The sequence below is a fragment of the Neobacillus rhizophilus genome, from assembly GCF_018343535.1.
Classification (GTDB): Bacteria; Bacillota; Bacilli; order Bacillales; family Cytobacillaceae; genus Neobacillus; species Neobacillus rhizophilus.
Genome location: NZ_JAGYPF010000007.1, coordinates 1 through 15,690 on the forward strand (window position 1 = coordinate 1; position 15,690 = coordinate 15,690).

Sequence of the window (15,690 nt, forward strand, 5' to 3'; positions counted from 1 at the left end):
GCCAGGATCAAACTCTCCAATAAAGTTGAGTTGATTAGCTCAAAAATGTTACGTTGGCTTCGTTTCAAATGAAACGAATATTATTGTTTGTTGACGTTTTTGTTTGTTTAGTTTTCAAAGAACTATTATTCTAAAGTGGAGCGGGTGATGGGAATCGAACCCACAACAACAGCTTGGAAGGCTGTGGTTTTACCACTAAACTACACCCGCATATAAAATTATGATGGTCGGGAAAACAGGATTCGAACCTGCGACCCCTTGGTCCCAAACCAAGTGCTCTACCAAGCTGAGCTATTTCCCGATATTGGAATTAAACTTTAGAACGCGCCCGACAGGAGTCGAACCCATAACCTTCTGATCCGTAGTCAGACGCTCTATCCAATTGAGCTACGGGCGCTCTTTTTAATCAACTTTTATATCTTATCACATTCGATTTATTATGTCAATATATTTTTTTGGTGCGGCCGAGAGGACTTGAACCTCCACGGTGTTGCCACCACTAGGCCCTCAACCTAGCGCGTCTGCCATTCCGCCACGACCGCATTTTAAATTAGTGACAAAGAAAATCATAACATGTTTCCTGGAGTTTTTCAACAGGAAATTATTGGTGCGGGTGAAGGGAGTCGAACCCCCACGCCTTGCGGCGCCAGATCCTAAGTCTGGTGCGTCTGCCAATTCCGCCACACCCGCATAAAAATGGCTGGGCTAGCAGGATTCGAACCTACGAATGACGGAGTCAAAGTCCGTTGCCTTACCGCTTGGCTATAGCCCAATATATTTATTTTTCAAGAGAGAAAGAAACAGGAAATGAATTTGTTTCATTCCCCATTCCTGATGACCCCTACGGGATTCGAACCCGTGTTACCGCCGTGAAAGGGCGGTGTCTTAACCGCTTGACCAAGGGGCCGATATTTTAACCTGGCGGAGAAGGAGGGATTTGAACCCTCGCGCCGCTTGCGCGACCTACACCCTTAGCAGGGGCGCCTCTTCAGCCACTTGAGTACTTCCCCAATATGGCTCCGCAGGCAGGATTCGAACCTGCGACCGATCGGTTAACAGCCGATAGCTCTACCACTGAGCTACTGCGGAATAATAGCAAATATGAAGCTGTCCAATAAGACGTTGCCCTATCGACTCTTTAAATTATAATGACGTCTCTAATTAAAGTCAATACGAATTTTCATAGAAATAAATGGTTTTTCAAACTTTCATTCCAAAAGATATTCTTTGACCTTTTCTAATTTCCCTTTGCAACTTCCACAAACATAGCGACTTGTATCAATGCTTCTTCTGCGCTGATATGGAAGGCTACACTTTGTGCATTTATATAAAAGTATTTTTTTAGCTTTACGTTTTCTTTTTGGGGCATCCGGAAGCTGATTGCAAAACCTTGGAGCTCCCACCTTTTTTAAGAGTGTTTTAAAATCTAAATCACGATGCTTGTATCCCTTGCCTTCAAGATGAAGATGATAGTGAACTAGTTCGTGTTTGATGATCCCAATTAATTCTTGTTCGCCAAGCTGCTCCAAATACTTTTTATTAATTTCGATATTATGTGTACCCAAAAGATATCTGCCGCCAGTTGATCTGAGCCGAGAATTAAAGGATGCCTTATGTTTGAATGACTTCCCAAAGTACTCCATTGAGATTTTTTCCACCATCAATTGAAGCTCCGAATCCTTCATTTAAGGTTCCCTCACTTTCTTTGCGAACGTGACAACCTATTATAGCATATATTGTATATACCCTTGTGGAGAAACTTTTCGGGAGGTTTAATTTATGCCTACTTGGTTTCAAAACCAAATGAAAAGAGCATTCTATGAAAAAAATCGATACCAAATTAAGCTGTTAAATCAATGCTGGTTTTTTTACAGAAAAAAACACTGCTAAGCAAGCAGTGTTTTCATTTATTTTGCTGGCGGAAGCATGGTTAAGGCTACCCGGCCTTTTTTCATATCAACTGAATCTACCCAGACGGTTACTACATCCCCTACTGAAACAATATCGAGCGGATGTTTGACGAATCGAGTACTTAGTTTTGAGATATGAACAAGCCCGTCCTGTTTAACACCAATATCTACAAAGGCTCCAAAATCAACAACATTTCTTACTGTACCTTGGAGCTCCATTCCGGATTTTAGGTCTTCCAGTTTTAAGACATCTTTTTTCAAAAGCGGACGAGGCAGGTCGTCACGCGGATCACGTTCCGGTCTTACAAGTGCGTCAACAATATCCTTCAATGTTAACTCACCGATGGATAACTCTTCAGAAACAGACTTCAAATCAAGGCCGTTCAAGGCAGATTTCAACTCTTCAGACCCTAGGTGAGCAGTTGTAAAGCCGAGGTTTTTAAGTAATTTTTCTACCTCTTTGTAATTTTCCGGGTGAATTCCTGTCCGGTCCAGCGGCTGTTTTCCATCTAATACCCGCAGGAAGCCCACCGCTTGTTCATAGGTTTTTGCGCCAAGGCGAGGAACCTTCTTTAATTGCGAGCGGCTGGTGAATTTCCCTTCCTCATCGCGCATTTTCACAATATTATTGGCTGCTGTTTTATTAAGGCCGGCAACATACTGCAGCAAGGAAGATGAGGCAGTATTCACATTCACGCCGACCTGGTTAACCGCCGTTTCCACGACGAAATGGAGTGATTCGGACAAAAGTTTCTGCGATACATCATGCTGGTATTGGCCGACTCCTACTGATTTAGGATCTATTTTAACCAATTCCGCAAGCGGGTCCTGCAGACGGCGGGCAATTGACACGGCACTCCGTTCTTCTACTTGGAAATTTGGGAATTCCTCTCTTGCAAGATCGGAAGCAGAATACACACTTGCCCCGGCTTCATTCACAATTAGATAAAAGATTTCTCCCTTAACTTCTTTTAAAATATCAGCTACGAATTGCTCTGTCTCTCTAGAGGCAGTCCCATTTCCGACAGCAACCATCTCAACCTTATAGTCCCGCAATATTTTGATAAACTTGTCTTTTGCTTCCTCGGGCTTCGCTTTCGGTGGGTGCGGGTAAATGACATCAATCTTTAAGACTTTCCCGGTTTCATCCACAACCGCCAGCTTACAGCCTGTCCGATAGGCTGGGTCGACACCTAAGACGATTTTCCCCTTTAACGGCGGCTGGAGGAGAAGGTTTCTCAAATTCTCTGAGAATATATGAATGGCCTGTTCCTCTGCTTTTACAGTCAACTCACTGCGGATTTCTCTCTCAATAGACGGCTGGATTAATCTTTTATAGCCGTCTTCGATTGCTTCCAATACAAATGGGGCTGTTGGCGAGTACTCCTTTTTAACCCACTTTTTAGACAAATATGAAATGATGATATCTGGGTTAATTTTGATAGACACTCTTAAAATGTCTTCTTTTTCACCGCGGTTTAAGGCAAGGATACGGTGGGGAACGATTTTATTTACCGGTTCCTCGTATTCATAGTACATTTCGTAAACGTTTTTCTCGTCCTTTTCCGCTTCCTTTACAACAGAGACAACCACACCGGATTTGAAAGTTTCCCGACGAATCCACTTACGGCCTTCCGCATCGTCTGACACCGTTTCCGCAATAATATCCTTTGCACCGGATAGAGCATCTTCTATTGTAAGAACCTCTTTTTCTTCCGATAAAAATTCTTTCGCCTTTTCTTCAACACTTTCTTTAGGAAATGTCAGTAGCCATTCAGCCAGCGGCTCAAGGCCTTTTTCCTTGGCTATAGTAGCCTTGGTTCGTCTTTTTTGTTTATAGGGACGGTATAAATCTTCTACCTCTTGGAGCTTTTCTGCTTTTACGATACTTTGCTGGAGCTCTTCGGTCAGCTTTCCTTGTTCCGCAATGATCCGGAGAACTTCTTCTTTTCTTTGCTCGAGGTTTTGTATGTATTGCCAGCGTTCTAAAATGTTCCGGATTTGCACCTCATCCAGGGCACCGGTCATTTCTTTCCGATAGCGTGCGATAAACGGAACGGTATTTCCTTCATTCAGTAAGGAAATAACATTTTTTACTTGCTTATGATTGATTGCCAATTCAGCGGCAATTTTGCCTAGTAATTGTTCGTCTTTAACTACTGTTTCGGTCACTGACTTTACCTCCAATTTCCTTTTAACACTTATTGTATCAAATTAGCGCAGGGGTTTCATTAAATGGTATATGCCCTTCCTCTCACTTATGAAGGACATTTCACTCCTAGTTTCAACCCGTTCTGTCCTTCATTTCGCCTATCTAGGGCACTTTAAACCCGTTCAACCCCTGTTTTGTCCTTCAACCTTCGTGCTCTTCCTTCCAAGAACAAGTTTCCTCTTAAAAAAATAAAAGAGGCAAGCTTCCATGAGCTTGCCTTAGCAATATGAGGGCAGAATTATGTACGAAAAAACGCTCTTTTTTCACAAAGAGCGTTTTAAATTAAAATTCGATGAGACCAAGACTTACCTGCAAGGCTTCATCCACTTTTTCCATCATTTCGTCATCGAGATGGGTAATTTTATCGGTTAACCGCTGCTTATCAATTGTGCGAATTTGCTCTAACAGAATGACTGAGTCGCGTTCAAATCCGTAGCGCTTCGCATCAATTTCAACATGAGTAGGGAGCTTCGCTTTCTGAATTTGAGCTGTAATCGCTGCAACAATCACTGTGGGACTAAACCGATTCCCGATGTCGTTTTGGATGACTAGTACAGGGCGGACGCCGCCTTGTTCAGAACCAACAACTGGGGAAAGGTCCGCAAAATATACGTCACCACGCTTGACAATCAAGGGATTATCCTCCGCTTACAAGACGTTCAACAGTATGCTCTGCCTCATATTCTGCTTGAAATGCTTCTGACGCAATCCTAAGATTAATCTTTGCCATTTCCATGTATCCACGTCTCATGGATTCGCGAATTTGTCTCGTTTTTCGTTCGCGTAAATACATTTTTGTTGCTTGGTAGATAAACTCACTGCGGTTTACATTTTCCTGCTTTACGAAACCATCTAATTCAGTTAATAGATGCTGCGGTAATTTTACCAAGATTTCCGTAGTTGCGCTGGATTCAGACACCCAACATACACCTCCACCATCACTACACACCATTTTTTTATCTATACCATATTTTATAATAACACTAAACGCCCTTCATGCATAGACTAAATATGATTCCTATTGTATTATAAGCCAACTAAACAAGCTTTTATGCACAAATTACCGCAATATCATAAATATGTTTCCTATGCATAATTTACACCTATAGCAAGTAATTTTTTATCTCGACAATTCTTTCACTTTTTTTATAAATGCGTGGCACCCGACTCGCAATGATACACGGTATCTCGTAATTAATGGTGTCAAGCTTGGCGGCAATTTCATTAACGGAAATCATTTGGTCACCTTCGCTGCCAATTAACGTGACGGTTGTTCCAACAGGAATCTCAAAAGGAAGGCGGATCATGCATTGATCCATACATACCCTGCCGACAATTGGTGCGCGAAGCCCTGCAATTAGGACCTCCTGTCCCTGTAGCCTGCGAATCCATCCATCAGCATATCCGATAGGCAAAGTGCCAATCCATTCTTCTTGTTCACTTTCATATGTGGCCCCATAGCTCACTTTGTTGCCTTTTGGCAGCTTCTTAATATGGACAAGCTTTGTCTTTAACGAGAAAGCTTCTTTTAGAGAAAAAGGAATTTCCTGTTCCATTTCCAATGATGGGGTTAACCCGTACATCGCAATTCCAAGCCTGACAGCATTGAAATAAGCTTTTGGAAACCGGATAGCGGCTGCACTGTTGCTGGCATGAATATACTTTGGCCGTTTAGCCAATGTGCCAACAAGTGCTTCGAATTTGCTTAACTGCTCATTGAAATAGGCAGTTTCCAACTCATCAGCCGTTGCGAAATGCGTAAAAATACCTTCAAACAAAAATCGGCTATCAGCTGCAATGGTTTGTTCAACAGCTTTTAATTCCTCGACAGTACGGACACCGATCCGTCCCATTCCAGTATCCACTTTAACATGGACCTTTAGTTGCTCATTTGTATTCAACTGCTGTTTTGCTTCCTCGAGCCATTCCTTTTTAAAAACAGTTAGGGTGATATTATTTTGAACAGCTACTGAGACGTCCTCCGGACGAGAAGCTCCTAAAACAAGTATGGGTGCTGTTATCCCTCTTTTTCGCAGCGCAATTGCTTCATCAATAAAGGCTACCGCCAAATACACCGCCCCTGCATTCAGTGCGGTTTCAGCCACTTGGATATCCCCGTGGCCATAGGCATTAGCTTTCACGACTGCAAAAATGTCCACCCCTTCAGGCAGATGTTTTTTGACAGATGTGACATTCTCCGCAATACAATCCAAATCTACTTCTACCCATGTATCCCGATAAAAAGAGTCTTGTTCTCCCATGATTCCACTTCCTAAATACATTAATACCAGTATTATAACATATAAAAAAACAGGCCCCTAAGAGCCTGCCGGTGTAAATTATTGGTTCCAATCAGCGGCAGGTGCAACACCTCCGCGGCTTGAAACTTTATTTTATTTTACTGCTTCCCCTTGGACGGATTTAGCGATCTCGACCATCTCTTTCTTCGTCAGGTTTTTGGAGGCAATCATATAATCGACCCCACCCTGTGACCAGGAAATCGAATGATCAGTAACGGCCCCAATCGTAATGCCTAGGTCAACCAAGTCACCTTCTACATAAGTCGGAGTAGTCGAGGCAACCTTCGATTTTACCTTTTCCTGAACAAGGGTGAACGATTTTTTACCGTCGTAAGTAAGGACAACCCGTTTTCCATCCTCAATCTTGACTGATTTTTCCTCAATTAGTTTGGTACCTTTGATTTCATAGGTTGGATATTTAACCGTAAAGATCTTATCGCCTCCGTCTGCCATCGCCGGCATATTTAGCTCTGCACGGGTCATGTTCTTCTTCATATCGAAGTCGTCCTTGTCAAAGCTGGCGTTGAATTTAACCTTTGTAAATTCTACTGTTACAAGAGCATTTCGGTCAGGGTCCATCACTTTAACGACTGCTGGTGACAAATCCTTTTTATTCAGCTTAATTTCCTGGATTGGAAGCATACTATTATTTTGATAGCGGGTTTTTGTTTCAAACACGTAGTGTTCTTTCGTAGCGGAAAATTTGGCGTCTTTATCGGCCACAATGTCTTTAATTAATGATTCATAAAGGTAAGCCTGGCTGCTGTTTTGCGGCCAATCACTTTGGAAGCGGAAGCTCTTTTTCAGAGCAGGTGTTAACACAAACACGCCTTCATTATTTCTTAAAATCATTTGACTTTGGTCTTTTTCCGCATTTTTTAGGTTAACACGGTAAAAGTTTGGATCCATATGCCAGATTTCCACGTCGTAAACCTGAGAATCCGACCCCATTTTGAGGGTCATTTTTGCTTCAGCTTTATAGCTTGATAAGTCCTTTTGCTTTCCATTTAAATCTTTTACCACATCATCCTGTGATTTAGAACCGCAGGCAGCGAGCATGAAGATTGCGATCAGCCCCGTGATGAGCAGCACTAACTTTTTCCTCATTCCTTCAACCCCTTCTTGTCTCATTTCAGTGTATTGAGAAGAGAAAGGCAGGGATCAGGCATGATAACCAAAATGACCAAGCTGACCTTGTCTCTCCTTTTTCCCTATGAATATATGAGACAACCTTGGGGAATATGCTAACAGGCCTGACAAGCTTTTTTTAAAATTAGTTATCCTCTTCAATCACAACTTGGGCGACAGCGTAATCCCTACTATGGGAAATGGACAAATGGGCACATACATCCGGTTTTATAATGACCGGTTTGCCCAACTCATCCGAACTAATTTCAATATCCAAAAAGGAAAACTCTTTACCAATCCCCGTTCCAATCGCTTTTGAAAAAGCTTCTTTTGCTGCGAATCTTCCAGCTAAAAATTCGACCTTTCGACGCTCTGCCAATTCTGAGAATCTTTGTTTTTCGCCCGCTGTCAAAACCCGGTTGATAAATTTGGGCTGCCGGCTGATAATTTCGTGAACTCTGGAAAGTTCAATAATATCAATGCCAATTCCTTTAATCATCGTTAATCTTCCTTCTATTTCATTTTCTGTCAGCATAATAGTGTACAAGATAAAATAATAGTCTATGATGGTACTAAGAGGTGGAAAATAATGTTTACTCGAACAGAAAGTCTTCGCGAGTTTCTTCGCTTTTACCCGGTGGTTTCTATTATTGTGGCCATTCATCTCATTCTTTTTACCTGTACCATTTTACCAATATTCCCCAACTCTTGGTTTATTGAAACCCTCTCCGGGGTCAATCTTTACATTATGGAGGGCGAGTATTGGCGGTTGATGACACCAATTTTTATGCACAGCGGTTTCTCCCATATGCTCTTTAATAGTTTTGCCCTTGTTTTATTTGGGCCAGGGCTAGAGCGGATGCTTGGCGGCGGACGATTTTTGATTGTTTATCTGGTTTCCGGATTGGTCGCCAATGTTGCCACCTTGTTGCTTGAGGCGCTCACCTATACACATGTCGGATCAAGCGGTGCGATATTCGGGCTGTTCGGCTACTATTTGGCGCTTATTCTTTTCAAAAAAAATACACTTTCCAAAGCGAATTCCCAAATAATCATCACACTTACTGTTATCAGCTTAGTAATGACATTTCTTGAACCTAACGTGAATATTACCGCCCACCTTTTTGGGCTGCTGGGCGGGCTTTTGCTTGGGGCAGTTTCACGGCAAAGTCTAGAATAGACAGGGAGGCTTCAACCGCGCGCTGCCTCCCTGTTTTTCTGTTCCTTAGAGTACCAGCCGAAAATCTTCTCTACCTCGCTTTTTTCCATGTCGACAACTGTCCCGCCGGCACCGCCTAATCCCGATTTTACATAGGCCTCAATTGTCCCCAATTCTTTATTTCGCTGAAAATAACTTTCCCTTATTTCCAAGCTTTGAATCTTGTTTTTCTTCATAAAGACAGTGGTGCGGTTGGTGGTCTGAAATCTAAGGGTCAGCTGCTGACCATCCAAACTCCAGCCTGCGGTTTGATATTTCAGTATCGCCCAAAATGTAAATAAGCCAATTAGGAGCAGCGAAAAGAGACCCCATATTTTGAAAAAAAAGATGGCTGCCACTGCGACTGGAACTGGAATGAACCAGCTGCGGAAAATATAACGCCTTAATGCCCGCTTCGGGACTGGCGTGAAGGACGTCGTGAAATGAAACTCCGGCAAGTAAGGGCCAATTATTGCAGACAATTCCTTTACCTTCATGATTGGCAGTAGGATGACATTTGCGCCATCCTTGTTCTCAATGGATCCCCCGGCACTTTCCACATACACCGTTCCATAACCAAGCAATTGCCTGATTGGATTCTCACTGATTCTTATGGCTTGAATCCGGTTTAATGGAATGATGATTTGTTTTTTCTCAAGAAGCCCTTGTGAAATAACGAAGTCCTTTTTTGTTTTTACTACCGTGAAATTAGCATATTTAAGCATTGTCATCACTAAAGCAATCAGCCATGCCAGGAAAAAGCCGATAAAGACAATGATGGCAATAAGGATAAGATTATGAACCGCCCAATTTTCCAACCCGCCAAAGATTTTTTTAAAAGGGATGAAATCGTCAAACTGGGAAAGCAGTGCGAATAAAGCAGATATCACTACCCCGATGCCTCCCGATGTTAACGATAGGAGCAATAATTCCGGTGTGGTTATTTTAAAAATCGGCTTGGCCACTTGGTGGTTTGCTACTTCTGAATCACCCGTTTTAGCCGCTGCTACATACTCTTGAATAAGCTTTGCCTCTGCCTTGTTGATGGCTGAAAGAACAGCCTCCGCTTCCTCGTCTCCACTTGAACCGGCTGTTTCAATTTGTACCTTCACAAGCCCAAACAACTGCTGTAAAATGCCTTCTGTCAAATCGATGCTTTGGATTCGTTCAAAGGGGATATAGCGTTTTTTGCGAATGAAAATCCCGTATTCGATTCGAAGCTCATTATTTTCAAATCGATAAGTATATTTTAACCAAGAAATTAGGCCGGAGATAAAAGTGAAAAGAACAACAACAAAGGCTATACCAAGTGTAATTAAAAGAGATTCCTTACCTTCCCGCCCTCCTGAAAAAAATATTGCAGCTAAAGGGATGAAAAGGTTTTTTAATCTTTTTCCGGTATTAATGACGCTGGCGATGGGGTGAAGCCGTTTTGGTTCAGACATCATCTTCAGCCACCCTTGCCAATTTTGAAATATAGAATCGTAATTCTTCCGCTTCGCTCTCCTCCAAGGCAGGAATTTCGTGAGCGGTGGCGGCCGTATGGACGATGACCGATGCCAGCTTATATTTTCTTAAAATTGGGCCTTGTACGGTATCGACATGCTGAACACGGACCATCGGCACGAGCGTACGACTAATGATAAAAATCCCTTCCAAGGTATCAATTTCTTCTTCGCGGACCTCGTACCGCCAGCGTTTCCATCTGATTGATGGGAATAAGAAAATATGTAAATAGGTTAATATGATGGCGATCGCTATAAGGATAACGGATACCCAAAGTGGTCCGTTAAATATATGTATTATTATGATGGCCGTGACAGCTATTGCCCACTCTATCGCTGCTTTTATAACACCAGAAATGCGCCAAACTTTCAGGGCACTTACCGAGATGCGTTTTTGCGGTTCTGTCTGCATTCTATTTCCCCCTCCCTTTTAAATGAGAAATTGGCAAACTTTCACATATAAGTATACATAGAAACGAATGGAAGCTCTACTATTCCATCAGAAAACTTGACTGATCCAGCATTTTGATTCCGCTCTTACCTTGCAGATCCCGAGAAAGTTGAAAGAGAGCGGCATCCTTTTGCTTCGCTTCGATCATGCAATGAATCTCTGGAACCGTCCCCTTGATTTGAGCAAGAAACCGAAGGAACATCTCCACATCTACAAAATCCGCATGAGCACGAAATTCACGTTCGGACCGCGGGCTAGAAATATGCATTTTTATTGGCAGCCGAGAATCCTGCCAGGTCTCCACCACTCGGCCCCAATCCTCCTGCCAATTTTTGTCCTCGTGATTAGCCAAATGATGGTGATAATCAAACACCATGGGAATGCCCAGTTTTTCACAAAGATATAAGGTCTCTTTAACGGTAAATGTCGTATCATCGTTTTCCAGCATTATCATTCTTTGGATAGAGGGGGAAATATAGGCCCAGTTATGAATAAATAATTCGAGAGCCTTTTCCTTATCATCATACCCGCCGCCGACATGAAGGACACAGCGGTGTTCCGTGTCGATTTCCATACCCTTCAGCAGGGCTTTATGCATAACAAGTGTCCTCAATGAGTTTTTTAAAATCTCTTTATCCGGTGAATTAAGAACAACAAAATGATCAGGATGGAAATCAATTCTTGCTGGGTGCTTCTTGATGTGGTCTGCCAGCTCTTTTAGGGGCTCTATTAATGGTTTCATGTAATTCCAATCGAGTAATTCCTCATGGTTGGCCAGTGGTATGAGCCGCGAGCTTAACCGAAAGAAGTGAATTTGATTGGCTTCATTATGCTTTAGGAGACGGAGGCAATTATGTAAATTTGATTCGGCAATCCTTTCCAGTTTACGAATAGCCGCATCCCTGTCTTTAATTTTGCTGAATTGTGCAAATGTCATTGTTTGCGATGGGGATGCATTTTGAAGTTCCACACTCATGGCGACATATCCAAGACGTATAATCATGTTAAATCCTCCAAAAGGTATTTAACATTTAGTCTGCCCTTTTTTCACATATAAAAAAGCACGGACACAGCCAGCATCCATGCTTTAATACATCATCTTAATATGTTTTTGACTTTGGTTTGCCGCCGCCGGTTTTTCTTTCACCGCGAGGTTTTACCGGTGCTTTTTTTCTGCGGTCAGAATTATAGTTCCGCGAATCATCTCTTCTACGGCGATCCCCGCCCCGGTCTCCACCACGATCATGAGGTCTTCTTTCCTTTTTCGATGGAAGCGGCGCCTCTTCAGTCAGCTTAACCGGTGTTGTATCAGGCTCTTTGGTCAACATTTTCAGCACTGCTGCCACAACTGTTGAAGCATCATTGGCTTCTAGTAATTCTTCGGCCGCATTTTTATAATAATGAAGATTGTTGGATTCAATCGTCTGCTGGATTTTATCAACTACAGCTCGCTGCTGTCCTTCCAATGCCTCATCAAGGGTTGGCGGCTTCATTCGCTCCATTTTGCGCTTCGTTGTTTTTTCCACCACAAATAAATATGGCTTTTCACGTGGTGTAATAAATGTCATCGCTACACCCGTTTTGCCGGCACGGCCAGTACGTCCGATGCGGTGTACATAGCTTTCCGGATCCTGCGGGATATCGAAGTTATAAACATGGGTAACGCCGGAAATATCAAGCCCACGTGCCGCTACGTCAGTTGCAACAAGAACATCGATATTACCTTCTTTAAACTTACGTAACACAGAAAGGCGTTTTGCCTGACTTAAGTCACCATGGATGCCTTCTGCAGTATAGCCGCGAAGGTTCAAGGCTTCGGATAACTCATCGACACGGCGCTTCGTACGTCCAAACACAATCGCCAATTCTGGTGATTGGATATCAAGAAGTCTTGTTAAGACATCAAACTTATTCTTTTCTTGCACTTCCACGTAGTACTGTTCAATGGAAGGAACTGTCATTTCTTTTGTTTTCACGCGGACAATCTGCGGATCTTTCATAAACTTTTCAGCAATTCGTTGGATTGGCCCTGGCATGGTCGCTGAAAAAAGCAATGTTTGGCGCCCTTCTTCCGGAACTCCTGCAAGGATAGATTCAATATCCTCGATAAATCCCATATTCAACATTTCATCGGCTTCATCCAGAATTACTGTCTGAATTTGGTCAAGACGCATGGTTTTTCTGTTAATATGGTCAAGAATCCTGCCTGGTGTCCCGACAATGATATGCGGCGCTTTCTTTAATGAACGGATTTGCCGTCCAATATCCTGTCCGCCATAAATCGGCAGAACCCGAACTCTTTTACCCGCACCAATTTTATAAAGCTCTTCGGATACCTGGATAGCAAGTTCCCGAGTCGGGGCAATAATAATCCCTTGAATCGCTTCTTGTTTTATATCAATTTTTTCAACTAAAGGAATCCCAAAGGCTGCGGTTTTACCTGTTCCTGTCTGAGCCTGGCCAATTACGTCTTTATTTGCTAAGCTTAATGGAATTGTCTCCGCCTGAATAGGAGTGGCTTCTTCAAAACCCATTCTAAGGACGGCCTTTAACGTAGCCTGGCTAATACCTAAATCTTCAAACTTCGTCAATGTATTCATTCTCCTTCATCTATTTAACAATATTTTTAATATCTAAAGCTAAATCTATTCGCCCGATACCGATCAAGTAACATCTTTATTTTACCAAAAAAAAGACATTCCTCCCAAGGAGTATGCCCATTTTTCACCAATCTTTAGACACATTGCTACTAATGATAACATTATCAATAGTATTATGCAAATAAAGTTTGGATGGTTCATGCCTTATCATTTAGGAATTACCCAAAAAATCAAGCACCTGAGAAAATAGGACCTTACGCTCTCCACAGTGACAAATATGATGTTTTGATTCCTTTATATAAATAATCTTTTTTTCCTTTGCCCCGATGGTCCGATAAAGATATTCAGCACTTTTCGGCGGAACAATCCCGTCAGATTCTCCTTGGGCGATAAAGGTCGGCACATTTACCTGATTAAGCATCGGCCTAATATAGGTAACAAGCCGGCGGAATTCCAGTGTTGCCGCAAGCGGAGTCTCGGTTATTTTCCTTTTATAGCGCAGAAACAGCTCATTATTCCGGATGCTGCCGGTAAATATATCCTTAATAAACATCTTTACATCAGCCGCTAGTTGTTTGGGATGAATATAGTAGGCAGCTGCACTAAGCAAAATGAGCTTGTCCACAGGATAATGTGCTGCAAGAAAGCTGGCAATCAAGCCGCCCATTGAAAAACCAACGACATACACCTCATCACAAATTTCTAGAAGTTCCTTTAATTCTTCCTCAGCATGGCGGATCCATTCCTGGTAATGAACTCCTTTTAAACGAAGGGTTTCACCATGCCCCGGCAGCGTAGGAACACGAAAAACCCAATCTGTACGGTTCTTTAAATACTCCACCAAAGGCTCCACTTCATATGGGGCGCCCGTAAAGCCGTGAATGCACAAGCAGCCTATCATCCGTATGTCACCTGCCCCAATGGCCAAAAGCGGAGTAACATCTGGTCTGCAAGAGACTCAAATAACCGCTCGGCTAATTCTTATTTTTGCAGTGCCTTGACAACTTCCTCCAATTTCATTCCTCTCGATGCCTTAACTAACACGAGAGTCTGCCCATTTAGATATTTCTTTAACGACTGAATTAATTCCTCTTTATCAAGAAAGTCAAAAACTCGTTCATCACTCAATACCTTTCTTGCCCCCGAAGCGATATGGCTGCCAAGTTGTCCATAGGTGAACAGGAACTCAATTTTGTCAGCATTTAAACCTTCGCCTATTTGCAAATGATACTGCTCCTCCTGTGGCCCAAGCTCGAGCATGTCGCCGAGAACGAGGATTTTCCGCTCATAGCCCTGAAGGTTGGACACTAATTCAATTGCCGCCATCATAGACGTAGGGCTTGCATTATAAGCATCGTTAATGATTTTCTCACCATGCTTCCCTTCCACAAGCTCCATCCGCATATTCGTCAGTTTGGTTGTTTTTAATCCTTCCGTTATTTCTTCAAAGGAAACGGAAAAATATCGGGCAATCAGCATCGCCGCGAGTGCATTTAAAATATTGTGTGTCCCTAAAACCGGCAGGTCAAAGGTTTTATCAGAAGCATTAATCTTGAACCTATTCCCCTGTTCAAGCTGGGTAATTTCAGTTGGAAATAAATCATTCGTATCGCTTCTGCCGAAGGTTTGAACTTGAACATCTCCTTTAAATTGATGAATACGCTCCATCAGCAGCGGCTCATCACCATGGAGTACAGCCAGTCCGCCTTTCCGAAGTCCCTGAAGAATTTCAAGTTTGGCTTCAGCAATCGCCTCTCTTGATCCAAGGTCAAGCAGGTGGGATTCACCGATGTTTGTAATGACAACAGCATCCGGACAGGCCAGTTTGGTAAGAAATGCAATTTCACCGCGCCCGCTCATGCCCATTTCAAGAACGGCTATCTCCGTATCTTCATTTAAGCCAAGCACTGTTAAAGGTAGACCGAGATGATTGTTGTAGTTACCCTCGGTTTTTTGGACCTTATATTTAAGTGACAATAAACTTGCGGTCATGTCCTTTGTTGTTGTTTTTCCATTACTCCCGGTAATTCCCACTACTTTAACAGACAATTCCTTCCGATATTTGCGCGCCAATTCCTGCAAAGCCGCGAGGCAGTCATCAACAATCACTAATGGCAGTCCTTGCGGCGGATTCGGAACATCCTTTTGCCAGAGCGCCGCGCCGGCCCCTTTCTTGATGGCTTCTTCCACATATTTATGGCCGTCTACCTTTTCACCTTTAAACGGAACAAATAAGTTGCCCGGTTCGATTTTTCTGGAATCAATCGTTACACCGGTAATCATTATGTCAAGTTCTGACGGGATATCATTTTGCGCAGAGACCATTACGGCAATCTGCTTTAATGATCGTTTAATCATGATTAACTCCTCCTCTTATGTCTTATTT

15 protein-coding genes and 9 tRNA genes are annotated in these 15,690 nt (G+C 42.7%); 2 read left to right on the forward strand and 22 right to left on the reverse strand.

Annotation, left to right across the window (positions count from 1 at the left end; all coding sequences use genetic code 11):
- Positions 1-136: 136 nt before the first annotated feature.
- The 10 genes from KHA99_RS28640 to KHA99_RS28685 form a co-directional block, all read right to left on the reverse strand.
- Positions 137-210 (reverse strand) — tRNA-Gly (locus KHA99_RS28640).
- A 14-nt stretch (positions 211-224) separates the two neighbouring features.
- A tRNA-Pro gene (locus KHA99_RS28645) sits at positions 225-301 on the reverse strand.
- A gap of 22 nt (positions 302-323) precedes the next feature.
- A tRNA-Arg gene (locus tag KHA99_RS28650) sits at positions 324-397 on the reverse strand.
- Positions 398-456: 59 nt separating this feature from the next.
- Positions 457-542 (reverse strand) — tRNA-Leu (locus KHA99_RS28655).
- Between the two features lie 63 nt (positions 543-605).
- Positions 606-690, reverse strand: a tRNA-Leu gene (locus tag KHA99_RS28660).
- A 7-nt stretch (positions 691-697) separates the two neighbouring features.
- A tRNA-Gln gene (locus KHA99_RS28665) sits at positions 698-772 on the reverse strand.
- Between the two features lie 63 nt (positions 773-835).
- Positions 836-907: transfer RNA gene (locus tag KHA99_RS28670), tRNA-Glu, on the reverse strand.
- Between the two features lie 12 nt (positions 908-919).
- Positions 920-1,010, reverse strand: a tRNA-Ser gene (locus tag KHA99_RS28675).
- Positions 1,011-1,014: 4 nt separating this feature from the next.
- Positions 1,015-1,089 (reverse strand) — tRNA-Asn (locus KHA99_RS28680).
- Positions 1,090-1,208: 119 nt separating this feature from the next.
- Positions 1,209-1,685, reverse strand: coding sequence for a SprT family protein (locus KHA99_RS28685; RefSeq protein WP_213120928.1), 477 nt, complete (start codon positions 1,683-1,685; stop codon positions 1,209-1,211).
- A 94-nt stretch (positions 1,686-1,779) separates the two neighbouring features.
- Between KHA99_RS28685 and cmpA the strand changes: the two genes are divergently transcribed.
- Entirely contained in the window at positions 1,780-1,890 is a 111-nt protein-coding gene (gene cmpA / locus KHA99_RS28690; RefSeq protein ID WP_213120929.1) for a cortex morphogenetic protein CmpA, read from the forward strand.
- Between the two features lie 17 nt (positions 1,891-1,907).
- Here cmpA and KHA99_RS28695 read toward each other — a convergent pair whose 3' ends face one another.
- The 6 genes from KHA99_RS28695 to acpS form a co-directional block, all read right to left on the reverse strand.
- Positions 1,908-4,082, reverse strand: coding sequence for a Tex family protein (locus KHA99_RS28695; protein WP_213120930.1), 2,175 nt, complete (start codon positions 4,080-4,082; stop codon positions 1,908-1,910).
- A gap of 322 nt (positions 4,083-4,404) precedes the next feature.
- Entirely contained in the window at positions 4,405-4,755 is a 351-nt protein-coding gene (gene ndoA / locus KHA99_RS28700) for a type II toxin-antitoxin system endoribonuclease NdoA (RefSeq protein WP_007083556.1), read from the reverse strand.
- 4 nt (positions 4,756-4,759) lie between these two features.
- Positions 4,760-5,041, reverse strand: a complete 282-nt coding sequence (locus KHA99_RS28705; RefSeq protein ID WP_213120931.1) for a CopG family ribbon-helix-helix protein — start codon at positions 5,039-5,041, stop codon at positions 4,760-4,762.
- Positions 5,042-5,225: 184 nt separating this feature from the next.
- Entirely contained in the window at positions 5,226-6,383 is a 1,158-nt protein-coding gene (alr, locus tag KHA99_RS28710) for an alanine racemase (RefSeq protein ID WP_213120932.1), read from the reverse strand.
- 132 nt (positions 6,384-6,515) lie between these two features.
- Complete coding sequence (locus KHA99_RS28715; RefSeq protein ID WP_213120933.1) at positions 6,516-7,529, reverse strand: LolA family protein; 1,014 nt, start codon at positions 7,527-7,529, stop codon at positions 6,516-6,518.
- A gap of 166 nt (positions 7,530-7,695) precedes the next feature.
- Positions 7,696-8,049 (reverse strand): holo-ACP synthase, encoded by a 354-nt coding sequence (gene acpS, locus KHA99_RS28720; protein WP_213120934.1) that lies wholly within the window; start codon positions 8,047-8,049, stop codon positions 7,696-7,698.
- Between the two features lie 90 nt (positions 8,050-8,139).
- Between acpS and KHA99_RS28725 the strand changes: the two genes are divergently transcribed.
- Positions 8,140-8,730 carry a rhomboid family intramembrane serine protease gene (locus KHA99_RS28725; protein WP_213120935.1) on the forward strand — a complete coding sequence of 197 codons (591 nt, stop codon included), beginning with the start codon at positions 8,140-8,142 and terminating at the stop codon, positions 8,728-8,730.
- A gap of 11 nt (positions 8,731-8,741) precedes the next feature.
- On the opposite strand, the gene KHA99_RS28730 is transcribed toward KHA99_RS28725, so the two are convergent.
- The 6 genes from KHA99_RS28730 to KHA99_RS28755 all read right to left on the reverse strand — a co-directional run bounded on the left by KHA99_RS28730 (position 8,742) and on the right by KHA99_RS28755 (position 15,662).
- Positions 8,742-10,193, reverse strand: a complete 1,452-nt coding sequence (locus KHA99_RS28730) for a PH domain-containing protein (RefSeq protein WP_213120936.1) — start codon at positions 10,191-10,193, stop codon at positions 8,742-8,744.
- A complete protein-coding gene (locus tag KHA99_RS28735; RefSeq protein ID WP_213120937.1) occupies positions 10,186-10,665 on the reverse strand; it encodes a PH domain-containing protein in 480 nt (159 codons plus the stop codon). The genes KHA99_RS28730 and KHA99_RS28735 overlap by 8 nt, the downstream gene beginning before the upstream one ends.
- A gap of 79 nt (positions 10,666-10,744) precedes the next feature.
- Positions 10,745-11,707: a UV DNA damage repair endonuclease UvsE gene (uvsE, locus tag KHA99_RS28740; protein ID WP_213120938.1), complete on the reverse strand. Its 963-nt coding sequence runs from the start codon at positions 11,705-11,707 to the stop codon at positions 10,745-10,747.
- A gap of 97 nt (positions 11,708-11,804) precedes the next feature.
- Positions 11,805-13,295: a degradosome RNA helicase CshA gene (gene cshA, locus KHA99_RS28745; protein WP_249367008.1), complete on the reverse strand. Its 1,491-nt coding sequence runs from the start codon at positions 13,293-13,295 to the stop codon at positions 11,805-11,807.
- A 220-nt stretch (positions 13,296-13,515) separates the two neighbouring features.
- Positions 13,516-14,205, reverse strand: a complete 690-nt coding sequence (locus KHA99_RS28750; RefSeq protein WP_213120940.1) for an alpha/beta hydrolase — start codon at positions 14,203-14,205, stop codon at positions 13,516-13,518.
- Positions 14,206-14,285: 80 nt separating this feature from the next.
- On the reverse strand, positions 14,286-15,662 hold the full coding sequence (locus tag KHA99_RS28755; protein WP_213120941.1) for a UDP-N-acetylmuramoyl-tripeptide--D-alanyl-D-alanine ligase: 1,377 nt from the start codon (positions 15,660-15,662) through the stop codon (positions 14,286-14,288).
- Between the last annotated feature and the right edge of the window lie 28 nt (positions 15,663-15,690).

Bases quoted from the DNA above. Each gene is read 5' to 3' on its own strand.
- KHA99_RS28685 (WP_213120928.1), bottom strand. From the start codon at position 1,685: ATGAAGGATTCGGAGCTTCAATTGATGGTGGAAAAAATCTCAATGGAG.
- cmpA (WP_213120929.1), top strand. From the start codon at position 1,780: ATGCCTACTTGGTTTCAAAACCAAATGAAAAGAGCATTCTATGAAAAA.
- alr (WP_213120932.1), bottom strand. From the start codon at position 6,383: ATGGGAGAACAAGACTCTTTTTATCGGGATACATGGGTAGAAGTAGAT.
- KHA99_RS28715 (WP_213120933.1), bottom strand. From the start codon at position 7,529: ATGAGGAAAAAGTTAGTGCTGCTCATCACGGGGCTGATCGCAATCTTC.
- acpS (WP_213120934.1), bottom strand. From the start codon at position 8,049: ATGATTAAAGGAATTGGCATTGATATTATTGAACTTTCCAGAGTTCAC.
- KHA99_RS28725 (WP_213120935.1), top strand. From the start codon at position 8,140: ATGTTTACTCGAACAGAAAGTCTTCGCGAGTTTCTTCGCTTTTACCCG.
- KHA99_RS28730 (WP_213120936.1), bottom strand. From the start codon at position 10,193: ATGTCTGAACCAAAACGGCTTCACCCCATCGCCAGCGTCATTAATACC.
- KHA99_RS28735 (WP_213120937.1), bottom strand. From the start codon at position 10,665: ATGCAGACAGAACCGCAAAAACGCATCTCGGTAAGTGCCCTGAAAGTT.
- uvsE (WP_213120938.1), bottom strand. From the start codon at position 11,707: ATGATTATACGTCTTGGATATGTCGCCATGAGTGTGGAACTTCAAAAT.
- KHA99_RS28750 (WP_213120940.1), bottom strand. From the start codon at position 14,205: ATGATAGGCTGCTTGTGCATTCACGGCTTTACGGGCGCCCCATATGAA.
- KHA99_RS28755 (WP_213120941.1), bottom strand. From the start codon at position 15,662: ATGATTAAACGATCATTAAAGCAGATTGCCGTAATGGTCTCTGCGCAA.